Source organism: Intestinimonas sp. RTP31139st1_F5_RTP31139_211217, from assembly GCF_040226735.1.
GTDB classification, from domain to species: Bacteria; Bacillota; Clostridia; order Oscillospirales; family Oscillospiraceae; genus Intestinimonas; species Intestinimonas butyriciproducens.
Genome location: NZ_JBCOAQ010000011.1, coordinates 39,738 through 56,331, shown reverse-complemented (window position 1 = coordinate 56,331; position 16,594 = coordinate 39,738). Strand labels below are relative to the sequence as shown.

Sequence of the window (16,594 nt, the reverse complement as noted above, 5' to 3'; positions counted from 1 at the left end):
CTCCCTCTTAATCCGACATGCAGAGGGCTCCCCGGTGTGGGAACACTCACTTATGCGCAGCAGCGAACTCTTTGATAGCGGCCAGAAGACGGTCTACCTCCTGCTCGGTGTTGTAGGGCGCCAAGCCAATCCGGACCAATCCGCCTTGGGGGCCCAGCTTTAGGACGTTATGTACAATTTCGAGCGCGTAGAAGTCACCGTTCCACACAAACAGCCCCTTCTCGGCCAGGAATTTGCCCACCTCGGCGGAGTTGACGCCATGGATGGTGAACGAGACTGTCGTGGTACGAGGCGTGCCTTCAGGCGCCATGTACAGCTTCAGATTGTCAATTGCAGACAGTTCACTGCGGATGCGGCCCACCAAGCCATCCTCGTAGGCGTCGATGGCCAACATGCCGGCTACAATGTCCCTGCGGCGCCCCTGAAGAGCGCCCAGCTCCTCTTCAAAGCACTCGCCGTACTTCTCTCCCAGGTCTGCAATAAACTCTACGGCCGCTGCGGCGCCGCAGATATTGGCCACAGAGAGTGTCCCCGTCTCCATCTTGGTGGGCATGTCGGCATTATCCTCTGCATAAACACGCACCGAGGGGAAGCTCTCGCCCAACTCCTTGCGGATATACATAACGCCCACATGAGGACCAAAATACTTGTAAGCAGAGCACAGCAGAATATCGGTATCAATGGCCTTTACATCAATGGGCTTGTGAGCCGCATAGTGCACAGCGTCCACCACAGTGACGGCCCCGTATTTATGGGCCAGCTCAATATAGGCCTTCACATCGGTAATGGTCCCGCAGGCGTTTGCAGCCCAGTTGACGCAGACCAGTTTTGTCTTATCGGAAAGCTTCGCTTTGTAGTCGTCAAAATTCAGCGTGCAGGTTTCGGGGTCCAGAGACACACTCTTCACCACAATACCGAAATCGGCCAAAGTCCGCCAGGGAGAGCGGTTGCCCTCATGGTCGATGTCAGTAATGATGATCTCATCCCCAGCCTTCAGGGTACGCAGGAATCCAAATGCCAGGCGGATGTTGTTGGAGGTGGTGTTGGCACCGAAGCACACCTCTTCCGGCGCACAATTGAGGAAGTCGGCTAAGACCTCGCGCCCGCGGCGGAAGAGGCGGTCATTGTCCTTGGAGGTCAAAAACTCACCGCCGGCGTTTGCATTGTGATAAAAGAGATAATCCTCGATGGCTGCAACCACCCGGCGCGGGACTTGGCTGCCGCCGGGGCCGTCAAAAAAGGCGGCAGGGTTTCCATTCACGGAACGGCTGAGCGCAGGGAACTGATCGCGAACATAGTCCACGTCAAACTTGAAGTTCTTCATACTACAAACAGTCCTTTCTGGTTTTGTGGCGCCGAACTCTTCAAATCCCGGCCACCCCTTTCTGTTTCCACTATACCATAGGACCATCTTGTAAATGTTTTGAACGTAACCCCCTTTCTTTGTAGCAAACTACAAAATCCTGCTCTTCTCCTCTCTCTATTTTAATGTCTACTGAACAAATACCAATTTTTGCTGCGGCAATAAAAAGTGCAAAATCCGCCCAAACAGGCGCGAAAGGGTATGCTGGATTTTACGCAGATTCAACACTACAATCGACATGGCAAGCGTAAAACCTACGGTCTCCGCCAGTTTCGTTTTCACTTTTCCAAGGTTGCATTTGCGTTTTGCAAAGCTGAATTGTCGTTCAACCTCTATCCGTTCATTCTGGTCGAAATGGGTCTGCCGCCTGTCGCGCTGCTCGTCCCTTCTCGGTCTTCCCAATACCGGACCGCTGAGCCGGATTCCGTGCAGTTTGCAGTAGCTGAGGTTTTCGCGGTTTCGGTAAATCTTGTCCGCCAGCACGCGCTCCGGATAATGTCCCTCACGGGCTCTGTAACGCTCTATGGTTTCAACCAGCTTTGTGGCTTCGTTGTAGGCATCAAATGACCAGTACTCCAACCTTGCCCATCCATTGGATACACTGATATCCAGTTTTGCCCCGAACTCCACCGGCTTTCCGGCTTTTCCGCGTACGATTGGTCGGATGAACGGCTGACTTACACTGACAATCCTGTCAGGAACGGAATGTGTATGGTTGTCATACATGTACTTCTGCTGTTCGTAAATTTTTCGCAGTGTTTCAAGCCGAAGCTGCTGCTTTTGGGATAGCTTCAGGCCGGATTGCAGCATAGAATCGACGATGGAAAGGTCTCTGCGGAGATACTGGAGTTGCTTACGGATTGCTTCGCGCGTCTTCTTCACGTTGTGCTTGCGGCTGCGCATATACTTGAGGCTGTCCTTGTGGGCCTTGTTGCGATAGGTTCTGGGTTTCTCTTCCGCGCTCTGCTCCTGCAGCGTATCAATGATCTGCTCTGCATTTTCACGCGCCTCGTTCAAAAGCGACACATCCTGCGGAAATCGGATATCAGACGGCGCGCAGGTTGCATCCACAATCAGAGTGCCGCTGTTACCACCGCCTGTGGGAGTGTTATGGTCGTCGTTGTTCTCTGATGTGGTTGCAGTTTTGAGTATCATCTCGTTGATTTCTCCCAGCACTTCCGGCGTCAGGCGCTTACGGAAGTACACCATAAGAGATGGGTCAAAGGGCTGCTTGCTGTCGTCGTAGCCGGGATTGCCGCAGAAGTATTGAAAATACGGATTCTCCTGAATCTGCAGAGCTGTTTCTTCGTCGGAAAAACCGTACTCCGCCTGAATGATGCAGGCTCCTAAGGCTAAGCGTAGTGGCTTTGCCACATTGCCCTTGCGATTGGTGAACCGCTTGGCATAGCGTTTCTCAATATCCAGCCAGGGTATTGTCTGTGCCTTTTTGACCCAGCGATTGCTTTCTTTCAGATTCATGCCTGCCGGTTGATTGAAGTCAGAAAGGCTGATCTGACCGTTACTGTATCGATACATGGCCGCCTCCAAGTGCAAGGTTTTTCGCGTGTTTTCCCGTTTTTCCTTGCACTTATTATACCGCAGAAACGGCGCTATTTCTTGATATCACGTGGCCTTTTTTTGTTCAGTGGACATTATTTTATAGGGACTCCTATGATAGACAACATATGTGCGCATAGGTTTCCTTTTTCGCACTTACTTTTTCGTCTTTCGTTGTGTGTTTGTACAAGAATCTCAGCTTAGATTTGGAGATGGCACAGCGATTTTTACCAAAAAGATGTGCTATAATAGTAGCACAAAACTCTTCAAATCTTGTCCCGACCCCCACGGCATCCCGAATTCCAATCCAGAAAAGCGCTGAATCCAAAGGCCGGAGCGTCCTCCGACCACAAACAAAGGCAAAGAGAAGAAAGGGGTAACATTATGTCGTCTAACACAACCAATCAGGACGATCGGGTATTTCACGACGAAGGCTTAACCCGCAAACTGGGCCTGTCCACAGCGATTGCCATCGGCATCGGCACCACAGTCGGCTCCGGTATCTTTACCTCCATCGGCGAAATTGCCGGTGCTTCCGGCAGTGCGCTGTTTATTGCGCTTTCCTTTTTGCTGGGCGGTTTGTACCAGATTCCCGCCTCCATGTTCTATGCTGAGATCTATTCTGCCTATCCTGTCAGCGGTGGCGTGTATAAGACCTTTGAACTCGCCGGCTGGCGCCCCTTAGCGTTCATCTCCGGCTGGCTCAATTTCGTTGCTTCCGACCCTCCCGGGCTCTCGGCCATGGCCCTTTCCATCGCCAGCTATCTCTCCTATTTTACACATCATAGCCCTCTGGTCGGTAAGTTTATTGCTGCGGCTTTCATCCTGCTCTTCATGTTTATTCACATTCGCTCCGTAGAGGGCGGCGGCAAATTGCTGGACATTATTACCACCTTTAAGATCATTCCCTTCGTTATCCTGGCCGGTGTCGCCATCTGCTTTGCCCGCGGCGACCTTCTCGCCGCGCCTGCAGCTCCCGGCGCCCCCGTGGGTATTGCCGCCCTCATCGCCGGTATTTCTGCCACCACTTGGTCTTATGACGGCACCTCTCAAGTCGTTGTCTGCGCCGGCGAGATTAAAAATCCCAGGAAGAACATGCCGATTGCCCTCATCCTCACCGTGGTCATCATTACCGTGTTCTACACTGTATTTGCTACCGCCATGGCTGGTCTGCTCCCCGTTGCTGAACTGGCCGCCGCCGAGGCCCCCGTCTCCGCCGCTGTGTCCCAGATTCCCGGCTTTGGTTCCTTGGCAGGCACGCTCAGCGCCGCGCTTGCTGTGGTCGTTGTGACCGGCACTCTGGCCACCTCTGTATTTTCTCAGCCCCGCGTCCAGTACCAGATGGCCCGCGACGGTCTGTGGTTCCCCAAGTTCGGCGAAATTCATCCCAAGTACAAAACCCCTGCGTTCTCCATCGTCGTGCAGTGCGCCCTGGCCATCTTCTTTATCTTTGTCTCCAATATCAGTGAGATCCTGGGCTACTTCACCCTGACGATATCCCTGCGCTCCATCATTGGATACCTGGTCGTTTTCAAATATCACAAGCGCGACGACTACCACCCCACCTATCATATGCCCTGCTGGAGGGTTCTCTCGATTGCTTTGGCCATCATGGCATTCATCATGTTCTTGGGTACTCTGTCCTGGGCTCCTAAGGCGAGCTGGGCCTTTATTGCGATTGCTCTGGTCACCGGTTATATCGGATACCGTTACTTTGAATCCCACTACGGCCTCAAGGTCAAGTCCGAGACCAAACAGGACTTCGGCGACAAGGAATAACCGCGACATCCCATATATCTGGTTCGTATACAATTACAGTGGGCAAGTGCCCGCAGATCGTCTGCGTCTGCGGGCACTTCCCATACTGCGAGGTAGAGAACATGAAAAAAGTAGATATGATTGTTATTGCACCCCACTTTTACACTTTGGAGGGGAGTGGCGTCGGTTATTTAGGCGACGCCGCCATGGTCGTAGATCGCGGCGCTATCGAAGCTCTGGGGCCCCAAGAGGACATGCTATCTCAGTACCAGGCAGAGCAGGTTCTGGAGCTGCCCCATCATGTCGTCCTGCCTGGCCTAATCGACGCACATATGCATACCGATATTGGCATCTGCCGCGGTCTGGCACAGGATACGAAACACTGGATGATGTATGGTATGGGCCCCTTTGATGATGCCCTGAGCCGCAAGGAAGAAATCTTGGGCAGCAAGGTCTGTTACATGGAGGCGCTGCGCGCCGGCACCACTACCTTCAGTGATTCCAATGTCATTCCGGAGCAGACCGCCTCTTTTGTCGAGAAGCTCGGCGTGCGCGCCTGTCTTACAAAAGAAATTCGGGACGCCTGTTACAAAATCTATGCGCCCAGTGAACTCTATGAGTTTGACTCCAACATGGGTTCCCAGTCTTTACAGGAGGGCCTGGAGTTCTTTGACCGTTGGAATGGCTGTGCCGGCGGTCGAATCAAGGTTTTTCTCGGGCCACAAGGCGCGGACTTTTGCAGTCCGGAACTGCTTGCCCAAATCCAGACCTTGGCTAAGGTTCGGCAAACCAAAATTCATATGCATGTCCAGCAGGGCAGCCGCGAAACCGCCCAAATTATGCAGCGCTATGGCAAGCGCCCCATTGCCTGGTTGAATGAAATCGGCTATTTAAACGAACGGCTGCTTGCTGTTCATCTAACCGATGCCAACGATGATGAAGTCCGGCAGATGGCTTGCAGCGGTGCGTCCATGATCGCCTGTCCCGGTTCTATCGGCATCATCGACGGCATCGTCCCTCCCTCCGTCGTCTTTCAGGATGCCGGCGGCATCGTCGCTTTGGGTTCCGATCAGGCGCCCGGAAACAACTGCCACAATATGTTTAATGAGATGAAACTGGTGGCGCTCTTCAACAAAATCAAGTACCAGGATCCGGAGAAGCTGCCTGCCTGGCGCGCTCTGCGCATGGCCACCATCGACGGCGCCAAGGCCTTGGGTCTGGACGAGCTGGTGGGCTCCCTCCGCGCGGGAAAGCGCGCCGACTTTATTGCGGTGGACCTGACCGCCCCCTCAATGATGCCGGTTTACACCGCTCCCATGCGCAACATCGTGCCCAATCTAGTCTACAGCGCCCGCGGCAGCGAAGTCTCTCTGGTGTGTGTGGATGGAAAGCTCCTATTGGCCGGCGGCAAAGTACTCACAGCCGACGAGCCCACCATCATCGCCGAAGCCCAGGCCTGTGTGCCGGATCTGGCCGCCCGTGCGGCAAAGGCTTTCTGGGAAGTAAACGGCACCAATGCAGCCCTGATGCGCGAAGACAAGCTGTAATATTCTTTTATGCAGCCATTTACATAAGGAGGACCCACTATGTATTCTCTGATTGACGGCATACGAACCGGTCCCGGGATCCAATGGCCCGACGGCAGACGGGTCGCGGTCATGCTCACCTTTGACTTTGAGGCGGAGACCCTCCGCATTTCCAATCTGGCCCGCCAGGGCAAAGAGCCGGACGAGCAGGATCAAGGCCGCTACGGCGGGAACGAGGGAATCTGGCGTTGTCTGAAGATGCTGGACACCTACGGCGTCAAGGGGACCTTTTTTACCCCGAGCTATGTGCTTGAGCACTACCCGGAGGCCGCCGCCGCCATCCATAAGGCCGGCCACGAAATTGCTTATCATGGCATTCTGCACGAGCCAGAGCGGTATAACAGCCGCGAAGACGAATCCGCTAAGATGGAACAGGCTGAGTCCGTAATCGAGCGTCTCACGGGGCGTCGGCCCGCAGGGCACCGCGCGCCCCACAGCACCCTGCATCCAGAAGCTTTTTCCCTGATGCGGGAGCGCGGATATCTGTACAGCTCGAATCTGAGGGACTGTGACTATGCCTATCTCCACGAGGCCGAGGCTGGAGAGTCCCCACTGGTGGAGCTGCCCACGGACGTAGTTCTGGACGACTTTACCTACTATTATTACTCCTGTGCCATTGAGCCAGGACACCGCATTGCATTCACCAACAGGGAGTATATCAACATGCTGCGCGAGGAATTCGACGGCGTAGCTGCTGAGGGCGATAAAATCATGGTGCTGAAGTTCCATCCCGCCCTCATCGGCAGGCCCGGCCGGATCAAGCGGTTGGGTGATTTTATTGGCTACATGCAGCAGCAGGGCGCCTGGATTACTACCTGTGAAGCAGTTGCCAGATACGTTTTAGCACATACGGAAGGAGGGCACCCCCAATGATGGAATGGCCCGATGGGAAACGTGTTGCAGTCTCTTTTGCCTTCGACGTAGACCTTGAGCTCAACTGGTCAGAATCTAACCGCCTGGATCCGGGGCACCTGGTCCATATGTCCAAAGGCACCTATGGAGCCAAGCAGGGAATTCCCCGCATACTGAATATGCTGGATATACAAGGGATCCAGGCCACATTCTTTGTGCCCGCCTATAATGCCACCGTATACCCGGAGGTCATTCGGGAGATCCACCGCCGGGGCCATGAAATCGCTAACCACGGTCTGCATCATTTTGACAGCATGGGCGACGACCCTAAACTCGTTTTTGAGGAGGCCGAGCGCATCCTCTGGGAGCTGTGCGGCGTCAAGCCCACCGGATTCCGCCCTACTGAGGAAGAATTCACCGAGTCCTTGGGGCAGCTTATGCTGGAGCGCGGTTACTACTACACCTCTTACCGGGGCAATTGGGATGGGCCTCACCTGGTGGAAATCGGGGAAAAGTCCGTCCCCTTGGTAGACTTGATGGCGGATGCTTTCTATGACGACACCGCCTACGACTACTATATCGATAGCCCCCCTGCCAGATATGGTATCAAATCTGCCGCACAGCAAATGGAGATCTGGCGCGAGGAATTCGACGGCATGGCAGAGGAAGGGGGCCGTGTTATGGATTTCATCATCCATCCTCAGTTTATTGGCCGTGCCTGCCGCGTAAATGCCCTGGGTGAGCTGATTGCCTATATGAAGTCCCGCGGAGCCTGGATTGCCACCAACGATGCCGTCGCCCGCTGGGTACTTCAGTCTAAGGGGTTTGCACTTCCCGCCCACTAGAGCTCTGTGTTTCCGGAATGTCCTGCATTACTTTATTCACGCAGCATTTCCCGGTATCTTTCCTGATTACATTATATAGGGGAATCCAGTATAATGGACTGCAGACGGAAAGGGGAAACCGATCATTTCTATAAATGTTTTTCCTTTCCGCCTGCAGAGCAACCGCCGCCCGCTCTGCCTTACTGTATGCCATGGAGGTTAATGCCGTTATGTTGACTGTCATGGAGGTTCTCTCCCAACCCCTGTTTTCCGACTTCGAATTCCTGACCAATCAGAGCGGACTCTACAACGTCATCAGTGGAGTAGGGATTTTTGAATGGGAAAGCAAGGAAGTCATTCAGAGGGAATTCAATTCCGGGGAATTCGTTATCACCACGCTCTCTTACGCCAGAGAGAACATCAACGACGGCATTGGATGTTTGCAAGCGCTGATTGGGCAGCATGTGGCGGCGATTGCAATTAAGGATATCTATTTCCGCGAGCTCCCGCCTGAGATTATCGACCTGGCCAATCGGAACCATACCCCTATCCTTTTGTTTTCTAATGTCAACTTTGAGGATATTATCTTTAACATTAAGAACGCTTTGCTCTCCAATAACTTTAATGCGTCCCTGATTGATCGCATCAATGAATTGTTCCGGGGCCCAAAGAACGCCGGACTTGATGCGCGCATCAAAAATATCAATCCATTTTTCAGGGCCAACAATATCTGCTGCTATTGCCGCCCTGCCTCTGGCGAGGAACAGATACTTTCAGACAAACTCGATCAATATTACAGAGCTTATCTGCACAATCGGAAGGAATCGCTCCATTCGGAGTATGACGCTTACACCTTAGTAAAATATCCGTCTGGAATCTTAGTCATCTACTCCACTGACGATGGGGTGGACACCATTCGGAAAAAACTGTTGCAGCTGCTCTATCTGCTCAATTTAGAGCGGATGGATTTTCGAATTGGAATCAGTACTCCTCGCGAATCGCTCAATACCCTGCCTGCGAGCATTTGGGAGAGCATATACGCCTGCGCTACTTCCGTCATCAGCAAGGAACCTCTGCTTGATTTCTGCCAAATCGGAGTTTACCAGTTTCTTTGCGCTCTGCGCCACCACGCTTGGGTAGAGCAATTTTACTATAATATTGAAAGACTGCTCTCCGAATACGACGAACGTCATCATTCCAATCTGCTGGAAACAGTACTTACTTATGTAAAATGCGACCGAAATATTTCCCTGGCAGCAGAGATGCTCTTTCAACACAGTAATACAATAAGGTATCGGCTGGAAAAGGTAAAAACGGTTTTGGGCCTTGAGGAAACTGTGGACTATTATAATCAGCTCTATGTCTTTGCCACGCTCTATGAAATTCGGCAGGTTCTGGATCATTGGGACCTGGCGGGTGCCATTGAGGTCTATCCCATAGAGCCTCCCATCTAGTTCATCCTATTTTTGTGAAATCACCCCCCGGCCAGGCAGCCTGTCTGGGAAAACGGGGGCTCGATATCGTCACCGTATGCATCTCCCATCTCCCAATGACCGCAACCTATCATCACCCCATGCTGCGTCGAAGGAAATGGACAGCACCTTTTGGTCCCGCTGCACGCAGTAGATGGGCAGTTGCCTTGTGGTCGCGGCGGCCCCTACTATGGCCGGGTGGTTCACCACATAGAACATCCCCGCCGCCAGCAGCAGGCAGGCCACCGCTGTGATGAGCTTTCGTCTGACCAGAAACAATTTCATATCCGGTTCCCTCCTAAATGTGTTTGTTCCATCCTATGAAAAAGAGGGTCAGGCCAGAAGAGAAAACCGGGGATGGCCCCACGCGAAAAGGCGGGCAGCGGATCGGATGATCCGCTGCCCGCCTTTTACTCATTACGTTGCCTTAATCCCCAGCTTTTCATAGATGGCGGGCAGGTTCTCCTGGGCCGTGTCTCCGCACTGCTCATAGATGCTGTTCCCATTGGCATCCATGGCCACGAAGAGGGGGCCGAAGGCGTCCAGTCTGAGCTGGAGCTGGTTGTCCGCCCAGCTCTTCTGCGGCCAGAACTCCCGCTTCAACTCCACATGGGGGGTATAGATGGCCGAACAGCCCCCTACGATGGCTAGATACACGCAGCCACATTCCTGCATGGCGTCCAAAACATTCCGGTCCATACCGCCCTTGCCGATTACGGCCCGGACACCCGAAAGACGGATAAACTCAGGCGTATAGGCGTTAAATTTCGAGCTGGTGGTGGCTCCAATGGCCCGGAAGTCGTATGTGCCGTCCTCCTCACGGCGAAAAATTGTGCCGGTATTATAAATGACATTCCCCTTCAGTTCCATAGGCAGAGGCTCCCCTGCCTTGATCATACCGGTCAGACGGGTAAAATGGTCGATATACATCATCGTATAGGCGTCGCCGGTGAGGTAGACCACATCGTCCAACTGCAGTCCTCGAACATCCTCCTCTGTCAGCGGCGTCTTCAAATAGACGGTTCTTGCCATGGCTATTCCCCCTTCACTTGCTCAACATGGCCGTCGCTGTAGATGCGGCAGGTGGCCTTTCGCCCTGGCCAGCAGTTGATGTTCACCGCCACGGGCATCCAGGGCTTATGTGTGCCGGAATACTCCACATTGACGGCCAGAACTGTGGTGTCCCCACCCATGCCCATGGGGCCGATCTGACTCATATTGAGCGCCTCCTTCAACTCCTCCTCCAGTGCGGCGATCTCTGGTTCAGGGTGACGCCGGTCTATGGGCCGTGCAGAGGCCACCGTGGCCAGTCGGGCCACTTCCTCCAGAGGCCCGCCCAGGCCTACGCCCACAATGAGGGGCGGACAGGGATTGGAACCGGCCCGCAGAACGGAGTCCACCACAAATTTTTTCACACCGGCCGCTCCCACCGAGGGTGGGAAGAACTGGAGTGTCCCCCATATTCCGGACCCTGCTCCCTTCGGCATGGCTTTGATCTCCATATAATCAGTGCCGTGGTCCAGCTCGATGTGCAGAAGGGGCACGTTGGCCGCAGTGTTATCACACCGGTCTTCCCGGGTCAGGGGATGTACCACCATGGGCCGCATGGGAAATTCCCCCATGGTCAGTTCGTGGAGAGCCTCATCAAAGACCTCCCGCAGATCGCCGTCGTAGGGAAAGCCCAGTGATGTTTTGATAAAAAAGGTAGGCACTCCGGTATCCTGGCAGATCACAGTCCGATTCTGGGTGGCAAGCAGCGCGTTCTGAATCAAAATATCCAGATACTTCCTGCCCCTTTCATTGGTCTCTTTTTCCCTTGCGGCGTTGAGCGCCTCGAGGATATCCGGCTGGATCTCTGTGAGGGAGCGGATCCAAACCTCCTTAACGGCGGACTTCATCAAGTCCTTGCTTATGGTGCCCTGCATGGCGGGCCCTCCTTTTATCCATTATTTGTAACAGTAAGTCTCTATGCGGTCAATCCCCGTTGTTCAAAAAGCCGTAGTAGCTGTGGTTGGTGTATACGGCGGCCAGGGGGTTATGCCCCAGCAGCCGGTCCTTTACCGCCAGGACGGTACACATTTTTTTGCTGTGAGATAAGAACAAGGAGTCATGCCCCACGCACAGCCCTATCACCACGTTAAAGTCCGTATCCGCCTGGTTCAGAATCTCTGCCTGAGCAATGGGGTTGCACATGGCCTCAAATCTCCCCGGGTGAAGCTTTTCCTCCTCTTGGATACCGATGGCGGCCTTGTCTATGCCGCCTACCTTACACATGACGGAGACGGTCTCCAGCCCGTGCGCCCGAAAAATCTTCGCTACCACGGCCGCCTCTCTGTGAAGGGCGCCGCAGAAGGCAAGGCCGATTCTTTTATAATCCATGCTCTTGCAGAAGTCGATGGTCTCCTCGATCCGGCACTTCACCGGCTTGGGAAGTCCGGCTGTTTCCACGCTGCAATCATAGCAGGACCGCTCATTCTTTGCGGAGTTTACCGCAAATGTGTGTATCTCCTCCGATTGGTACTCCTCTGCCGCCTTCTCTATACACTCTGGGTACAGCAATGTAGAACAAAACTGAGGGCCCTTGCCGGTATCCGGATTCTTGCAGATCCGCACCTGATTGGACAGGCCGCAGAATGCACATTGTCCTTCCATCATAACCTCCTGTTGTCCAGTCTGCCTCATGCCGGAATGCCGCCGGCCGCAAAGCGGACCGGCGGCATTCCAGCGCAAAGTATTGGTTGGGATGTGTTGGGAAAACGTCAGGAGGGTTTCTTGGACTTCGACTTTGCTTTATGGATCAGGTAGAGCGCCGCATACAGAACGATGCTCCACACGACCAGCACACACAGATAGAGCGTAAACTGGCGCACGCCCATATTGGTGCTCTTTGTGATAAAAAAGAGCACTACGGAGCCGCCGATGGCAATCAGGTATTCCAGAAGTTCATACATAATGTTATGCCTCCTTGCTCAGGCTGCGGCTTTCAGGACCGCCTTGTCCTTCTTGTGCTTGAAGAACAGAATGAAGTAAACTACCGTCGCGGCGATCTCCGCAATGGTGGAAGGCGTCAGCAGCAACAAAACCAGGGCCGCTAACAGCAGCCGCTCCCATGCGGGGAGCTTTTTCCCCCACCAGCCCTTGATGGCATAGCCCAGACAGTTGACTGCGACAAAAGCGAAGAATGCCTCCTTAATGCAGATGGGAAGAGATGCCTGGGCCAGCAGGGCCGGGTTGACCACAAAGAAGAACGGCATGGCCAAGGCAATCAGGCCCAGTTTGAAGCTCTCGAATCCCGTCTTCATGGGATCGGTACCCGCAATACCCGCCGCAGCAAAGGCGGCTAAACAGACGGGAGGCGTAATGCTGGAGAACACACCGAAGAAGAAGGGGAAAAAGTGAGAGGCATAGAGGTTGATCCCGGCATTGACCAGCGCAGGGATGACTAGGGCGGACAGGGTAATATACACACCGGCCGTGGGCATGCCCATACCCAGGATGATGGCTGCGATCATGGTGAAGATCAGCAGAATGGGCACGCTTCCGCCAGCCAGATTCGTGATGATGCTGGTGAGGCGGATGTTCAGACCTGAAGTGACCAGGGAGCCAATGATGATGCCGGCGGCGGCGCAGGCGGCAGTGATGGGCACCGCGCTCTTGGCCGCCTCCTCAAAGGCGCATATAATCTCCGTAATGGACATGCGGGTGGACTTTCTCAGAGAGGAGACGATAAAAATGAGAGCAATGGCGATGGCCACAGACTTACCGGCGGACATGCCCATGAAAATCACAATGATCAATACGGCAAGAGGAATGATCAGGTGTCCCTTTTCCTTGAACTCAGCTTTCAGGTCGGGCAGATCCTCTTGCTTCAAGGGCTTCAAGTCCTGCATATAGGACTCAATGTCCACCATCTTGAAAATGCTCCAGTAGTACATGGCAGCGGGGATGATGGCGGCCACCACCACCTTGATGTAGGGCACGCCCATGGTCTCGGCGATGATAAATGCAGTGGCGGCCATGACCGGAGGCATGATCTGGCCGCCGCTGGAGGCGCAGGCCTCTACCGCACCGGCGAAGGCAGGAGGAAAACCCACCTTCTTCATCAGGGGGATGGTAAAGGTGCCGGTGGTCACCACATTGCCCGCGGCGCTGCCGCTGACGGTGCCCATGATGGCGGAGGAGACCACGGCGGCCTTGGCGGGCCCGCCCTGCATTTTTCCTGTTGCAACCAGCGCGAAATCAATGAACAGTTCGCCGGCGCCGGTGTGGATCATCAGGGAGCCAAAGAGGACAAACAGGAAGATGTAGCTGGCCATCACGCCCACAGGGGTGCTGAAGATACCCTCGGTGGAGGCGAAGATCCAGTTCACGATACTCTTCAAGGAGCTGGGAGGTCCGTTCAGGAAGCCCGGGAAATAGTGGGAGAATGCGGTGTGGGCCAGGAAGAAGAGGCAGAGGATCACCATGACCTTACCCACGGTGCGGCGGGCGGCCTCCAGCACCAGCACAATAAAGATAGCCCCCATGATGACGTCCATCTTATTCAGCATACCGGCCCGGTTCTGGAATCCTGCGATGTCGGAGAAGATGTACACCGCCACCACTAGGGTGGCCGCAATGGCCACGAGATCCCAGACAGTGCCAATGGTGGGCTTCTGCTTGACGGAGGCCCTGCCGGTAGGTTTCATGAGGAAGCACATCAACAGGATCAAGGTCAGATGGGCAAATCGGAGGCTCCAGGCCTCGATCACACCATTGTAGGCGTAAAAAATATGCAGCAGGGCGAGTACCACCGCCACAAGGGCGGTCGCCACCGCCAGAGGATTCTTGAACAGGCTGATTTTGCCCTGGATCAGTTCCTCCGCCATACGCTCTTTGGTGGCAGCGGCCTCTTCCTTTTCGATCATCTTCTCCTGAAGAGACTTTTCGGACCCGGTAGATGCCGCTTGCTTGTCTTTTTTGAACAGCATGGGAGTTGAACTCCTTCCTTCTCTTTTTCAAGGCTACGTTGAATCCGACCCAGGGGTATTCGCCTGAACTCGGCCAAGTAACGATTGCGGAGGGGATCCCCTTCTTACGGTGCAGGCGGTAAGAAGGGGATCCCCCTCCCTAAAGATGATTGAGTTTACATGACGCCCATCTCTTTATAGAACTTCTCAGCGCCGGGATGGATGGGGGCGGTAGCGCCGTTGAGCCAGTCGTTCACGTCCAGATCACCGAAGGCGGTGGGATTGATGGCCTTCAGTGCATCCCAGTTCTCATAGATGGTCTTCAGGAAGTCGTAGACCACATCTTCGGGGAGATCCGCCGTGCAGAAGATGGATCCTACGGTACCGACGGTACGAACATCCTCGTCCACGCCCTCGTAGGTACCGGCGGGGATGGTCATCTCAGTAAAGCCAGGCAGCTGTTCCAAAATCTGGGGAATCTTGTCCTCGTCAATGTTGACAAAGCGGATGCCAGGGGCAAATGCCATATCACTGACAGCGGAGCCGGGGGCGGCGATACATGCGGTCCACAGGTCCAGCTCTCCATTCTTCAGCAGCTCGGAGGCCTCATTGAATCGGGTCAGGGTCACGGTGCCGCCGGCGCTCTCAATGGTATCCTGATTGATGCCGTAAGCCTCGAACACCTTGTTGTTCACAGTATAGCTGGTCTCGGTGACAGGTGTAAAATTGACGACCTTGCCGTTGATATCGGCCAGAGACTGAATGCTGCTGTCGGCCGGTACCACAAAGTGCTGCTGGCTGGGGAAGATAGACATAATATGGGTCAGGTTCTCCATGGGTTCATCTTCCGAAAACGCCCCGGTAGCGCCGTAAGCGTCGTATACGGTAGAAGTGAACGCCCAACCCAGCTCATACTCTCCGTTGGCCACGGCACGGCAGTTGGCCACGGAGCCGCCGGGTCCGTTGGAGGCGCTCACGCCCATATCCTTCACGGCGGAACCAACATACTCCATCATGGCGGACCCCACAGTGGTCCAGGTTGCCCCTTGGGTGCCGGAACACATCCGCAGATACTTCAGTCCGCCGTAGTCTTTCCCCTCTGTCTGCACAGAGTCAGTGTTTGCGGGCGCGGGAGTGGTGGAGCCGGAACCGGAGCTGCAAGAGGTCAGTGCGATGGTGCCCACCATCGCCAGGGCGATCAGGCTTGCCAATCTGCGTTTCATTGGTATTCCTCCTAAATTCTGATTTCGATCCGTGCACAGGTGACCGGAAAACATGGACTTGGCTGTGTCAGTTGGTCTTGCGGTAAGGTGCGAACTGGGCCGCGAGCTCCTTCATGGTCTTGGAAAATACCGCAGTGTCGGAGCTGTAAAGGATGTAGCGGGCGCCAAGGTCGATATATCGCTCCATATCGGCCTTGCTGGTCACGTTGATGCCGCCGGCCTTACCGTACTTTTCAGCGGTCTTCAGCACTTTGGCCGCTACCTCCACCACGCGGGGATCGGTGGACTTGCCGGGGATGCCGAGGGACTGGCTCATGTCGGCGGGGCCGACAAACACCACATCGATCTGGGGGATCTGGCAGATCTCTTCAGCGGCGTCCGCCATCTCCTTATTCTCAATGTGGACAACCACAAGGGACTTCTCGTTGGAGGCTTCCACATAGGGCTTGGCCTTCTCATCCCAGAAGCCGTACATAGCGTTGCGGGTCTGGCGGGAGAGGCCCCGGGTGCCCTCGGGGTAGTACTTGGCGGATTTGACGTTCTCCCGGAACTGCTCCACCGTGGTCATATTGGGGATCTGAACGCCGGTGGCGCCGCAGTCCAGGGCGTGGAAAATATGTTCCTCCGAGGCGGAGGGGACGCGAATGATGGTGGACAGCCCCACATTTTCCCCGGTGCGGACGATGTCCTCCACACTTTCGTAGCCGATGGCGGAGTGCTCACAATCCACAACAATGAAATCAAGGCCGGACCAGCCCATGATCTCGGTGACCAGGGGACTGTTCAATTTATAGAACATGCCGAATACGGTCTCGCCGTCTTTCAGGCGGGTACGCAGGGATTTCTGATCAGTCATGCGTTGTCTTCTCCATTCCAAATGGCTGTGCTGGCCGCGCTTCCTCGTGCAGCCGGCACAGCCGGTTTCACAGGATTCAGCGGACCTCCACGCTCTCCTCACGGTCGGCGGTGCGCTTGGGGAAAAAGATGTCCATGTTGTACACAGGCTTGTC

Annotated in this window: 15 protein-coding genes; 5 read left to right on the top strand and 10 right to left on the bottom strand. The window is 54.7% G+C overall.

The window, feature by feature from the left end:
- Nucleotides 1–46 precede the first annotated feature (46 nt).
- Entirely contained in the window at nt 47–1,324 is a 1,278-nt protein-coding gene (locus tag ABUA09_RS09320) for a cysteine desulfurase-like protein (RefSeq protein ID WP_058118576.1), read from the bottom strand.
- A 168-nt stretch (nt 1,325–1,492) separates the two neighbouring features.
- Complete coding sequence (locus ABUA09_RS09315; RefSeq protein ID WP_279201808.1) at nt 1,493–2,899, bottom strand: IS5 family transposase; 1,407 nt, start codon at nt 2,897–2,899, stop codon at nt 1,493–1,495.
- Between the two features lie 405 nt (nt 2,900–3,304).
- On the opposite strand from ABUA09_RS09315, the gene ABUA09_RS09310 reads away from it, so the two are divergent.
- The 5 genes from ABUA09_RS09310 (at nt 3,305) to ABUA09_RS09290 (ending at nt 9,394) form a co-directional block, all read left to right on the top strand.
- Nucleotides 3,305–4,699 (top strand): amino acid permease, encoded by a 1,395-nt coding sequence (locus tag ABUA09_RS09310; RefSeq protein WP_349949320.1) that lies wholly within the window; start codon nt 3,305–3,307, stop codon nt 4,697–4,699.
- Between the two features lie 101 nt (nt 4,700–4,800).
- Entirely contained in the window at nt 4,801–6,225 is a 1,425-nt protein-coding gene (locus ABUA09_RS09305) for an amidohydrolase family protein (protein ID WP_349949319.1), read from the top strand.
- Nucleotides 6,226–6,264: 39 nt separating this feature from the next.
- The gene (locus ABUA09_RS09300; RefSeq protein WP_058118579.1) at nt 6,265–7,137 is read left to right on the top strand and encodes a polysaccharide deacetylase family protein; all 873 of its coding nucleotides are present in this window, start codon (nt 6,265–6,267) and stop codon (nt 7,135–7,137) included.
- Entirely contained in the window at nt 7,134–7,961 is an 828-nt protein-coding gene (locus ABUA09_RS09295) for a polysaccharide deacetylase family protein (protein WP_279201812.1), read from the top strand. The genes ABUA09_RS09300 and ABUA09_RS09295 overlap by 4 nt, the downstream gene beginning before the upstream one ends.
- A gap of 209 nt (nt 7,962–8,170) precedes the next feature.
- On the top strand, nt 8,171–9,394 hold the full coding sequence (locus ABUA09_RS09290) for a PucR family transcriptional regulator (RefSeq protein ID WP_058118581.1): 1,224 nt from the start codon (nt 8,171–8,173) through the stop codon (nt 9,392–9,394).
- Between the two features lie 69 nt (nt 9,395–9,463).
- Here the strand turns inward: ABUA09_RS09290 and ABUA09_RS09285 are convergent, their stop codons facing one another.
- The 8 genes from ABUA09_RS09285 to ABUA09_RS09250 all read right to left on the bottom strand — a co-directional run bounded on the left by ABUA09_RS09285 (nt 9,464) and on the right by ABUA09_RS09250 (nt 16,440).
- Nucleotides 9,464–9,697, bottom strand: a complete 234-nt coding sequence (locus tag ABUA09_RS09285) for a hypothetical protein (RefSeq protein WP_208319257.1) — start codon at nt 9,695–9,697, stop codon at nt 9,464–9,466.
- Between the two features lie 132 nt (nt 9,698–9,829).
- On the bottom strand, nt 9,830–10,444 hold the full coding sequence (locus tag ABUA09_RS09280; protein WP_052082901.1) for a fumarate hydratase C-terminal domain-containing protein: 615 nt from the start codon (nt 10,442–10,444) through the stop codon (nt 9,830–9,832).
- A gap of 2 nt (nt 10,445–10,446) precedes the next feature.
- Nucleotides 10,447–11,337 (bottom strand): fumarate hydratase, encoded by an 891-nt coding sequence (locus tag ABUA09_RS09275; protein ID WP_058118583.1) that lies wholly within the window; start codon nt 11,335–11,337, stop codon nt 10,447–10,449.
- 49 nt (nt 11,338–11,386) lie between these two features.
- Nucleotides 11,387–12,067, bottom strand: a complete 681-nt coding sequence (locus ABUA09_RS09270) for a DUF1847 domain-containing protein (RefSeq protein WP_227151774.1) — start codon at nt 12,065–12,067, stop codon at nt 11,387–11,389.
- Between the two features lie 104 nt (nt 12,068–12,171).
- Nucleotides 12,172–12,363 (bottom strand): hypothetical protein, encoded by a 192-nt coding sequence (locus ABUA09_RS09265; RefSeq protein ID WP_033119207.1) that lies wholly within the window; start codon nt 12,361–12,363, stop codon nt 12,172–12,174.
- An 18-nt stretch (nt 12,364–12,381) separates the two neighbouring features.
- A complete protein-coding gene (locus tag ABUA09_RS09260; RefSeq protein ID WP_227151773.1) occupies nt 12,382–14,382 on the bottom strand; it encodes a TRAP transporter permease in 2,001 nt (666 codons plus the stop codon).
- 155 nt (nt 14,383–14,537) lie between these two features.
- On the bottom strand, nt 14,538–15,584 hold the full coding sequence (locus ABUA09_RS09255) for a TAXI family TRAP transporter solute-binding subunit (RefSeq protein WP_052082904.1): 1,047 nt from the start codon (nt 15,582–15,584) through the stop codon (nt 14,538–14,540).
- 67 nt (nt 15,585–15,651) lie between these two features.
- Nucleotides 15,652–16,440 carry an HpcH/HpaI aldolase family protein gene (locus ABUA09_RS09250; RefSeq protein WP_052082905.1) on the bottom strand — a complete coding sequence of 263 codons (789 nt, stop codon included), beginning with the start codon at nt 16,438–16,440 and terminating at the stop codon, nt 15,652–15,654.
- Nucleotides 16,441–16,594 lie beyond the last annotated feature (154 nt).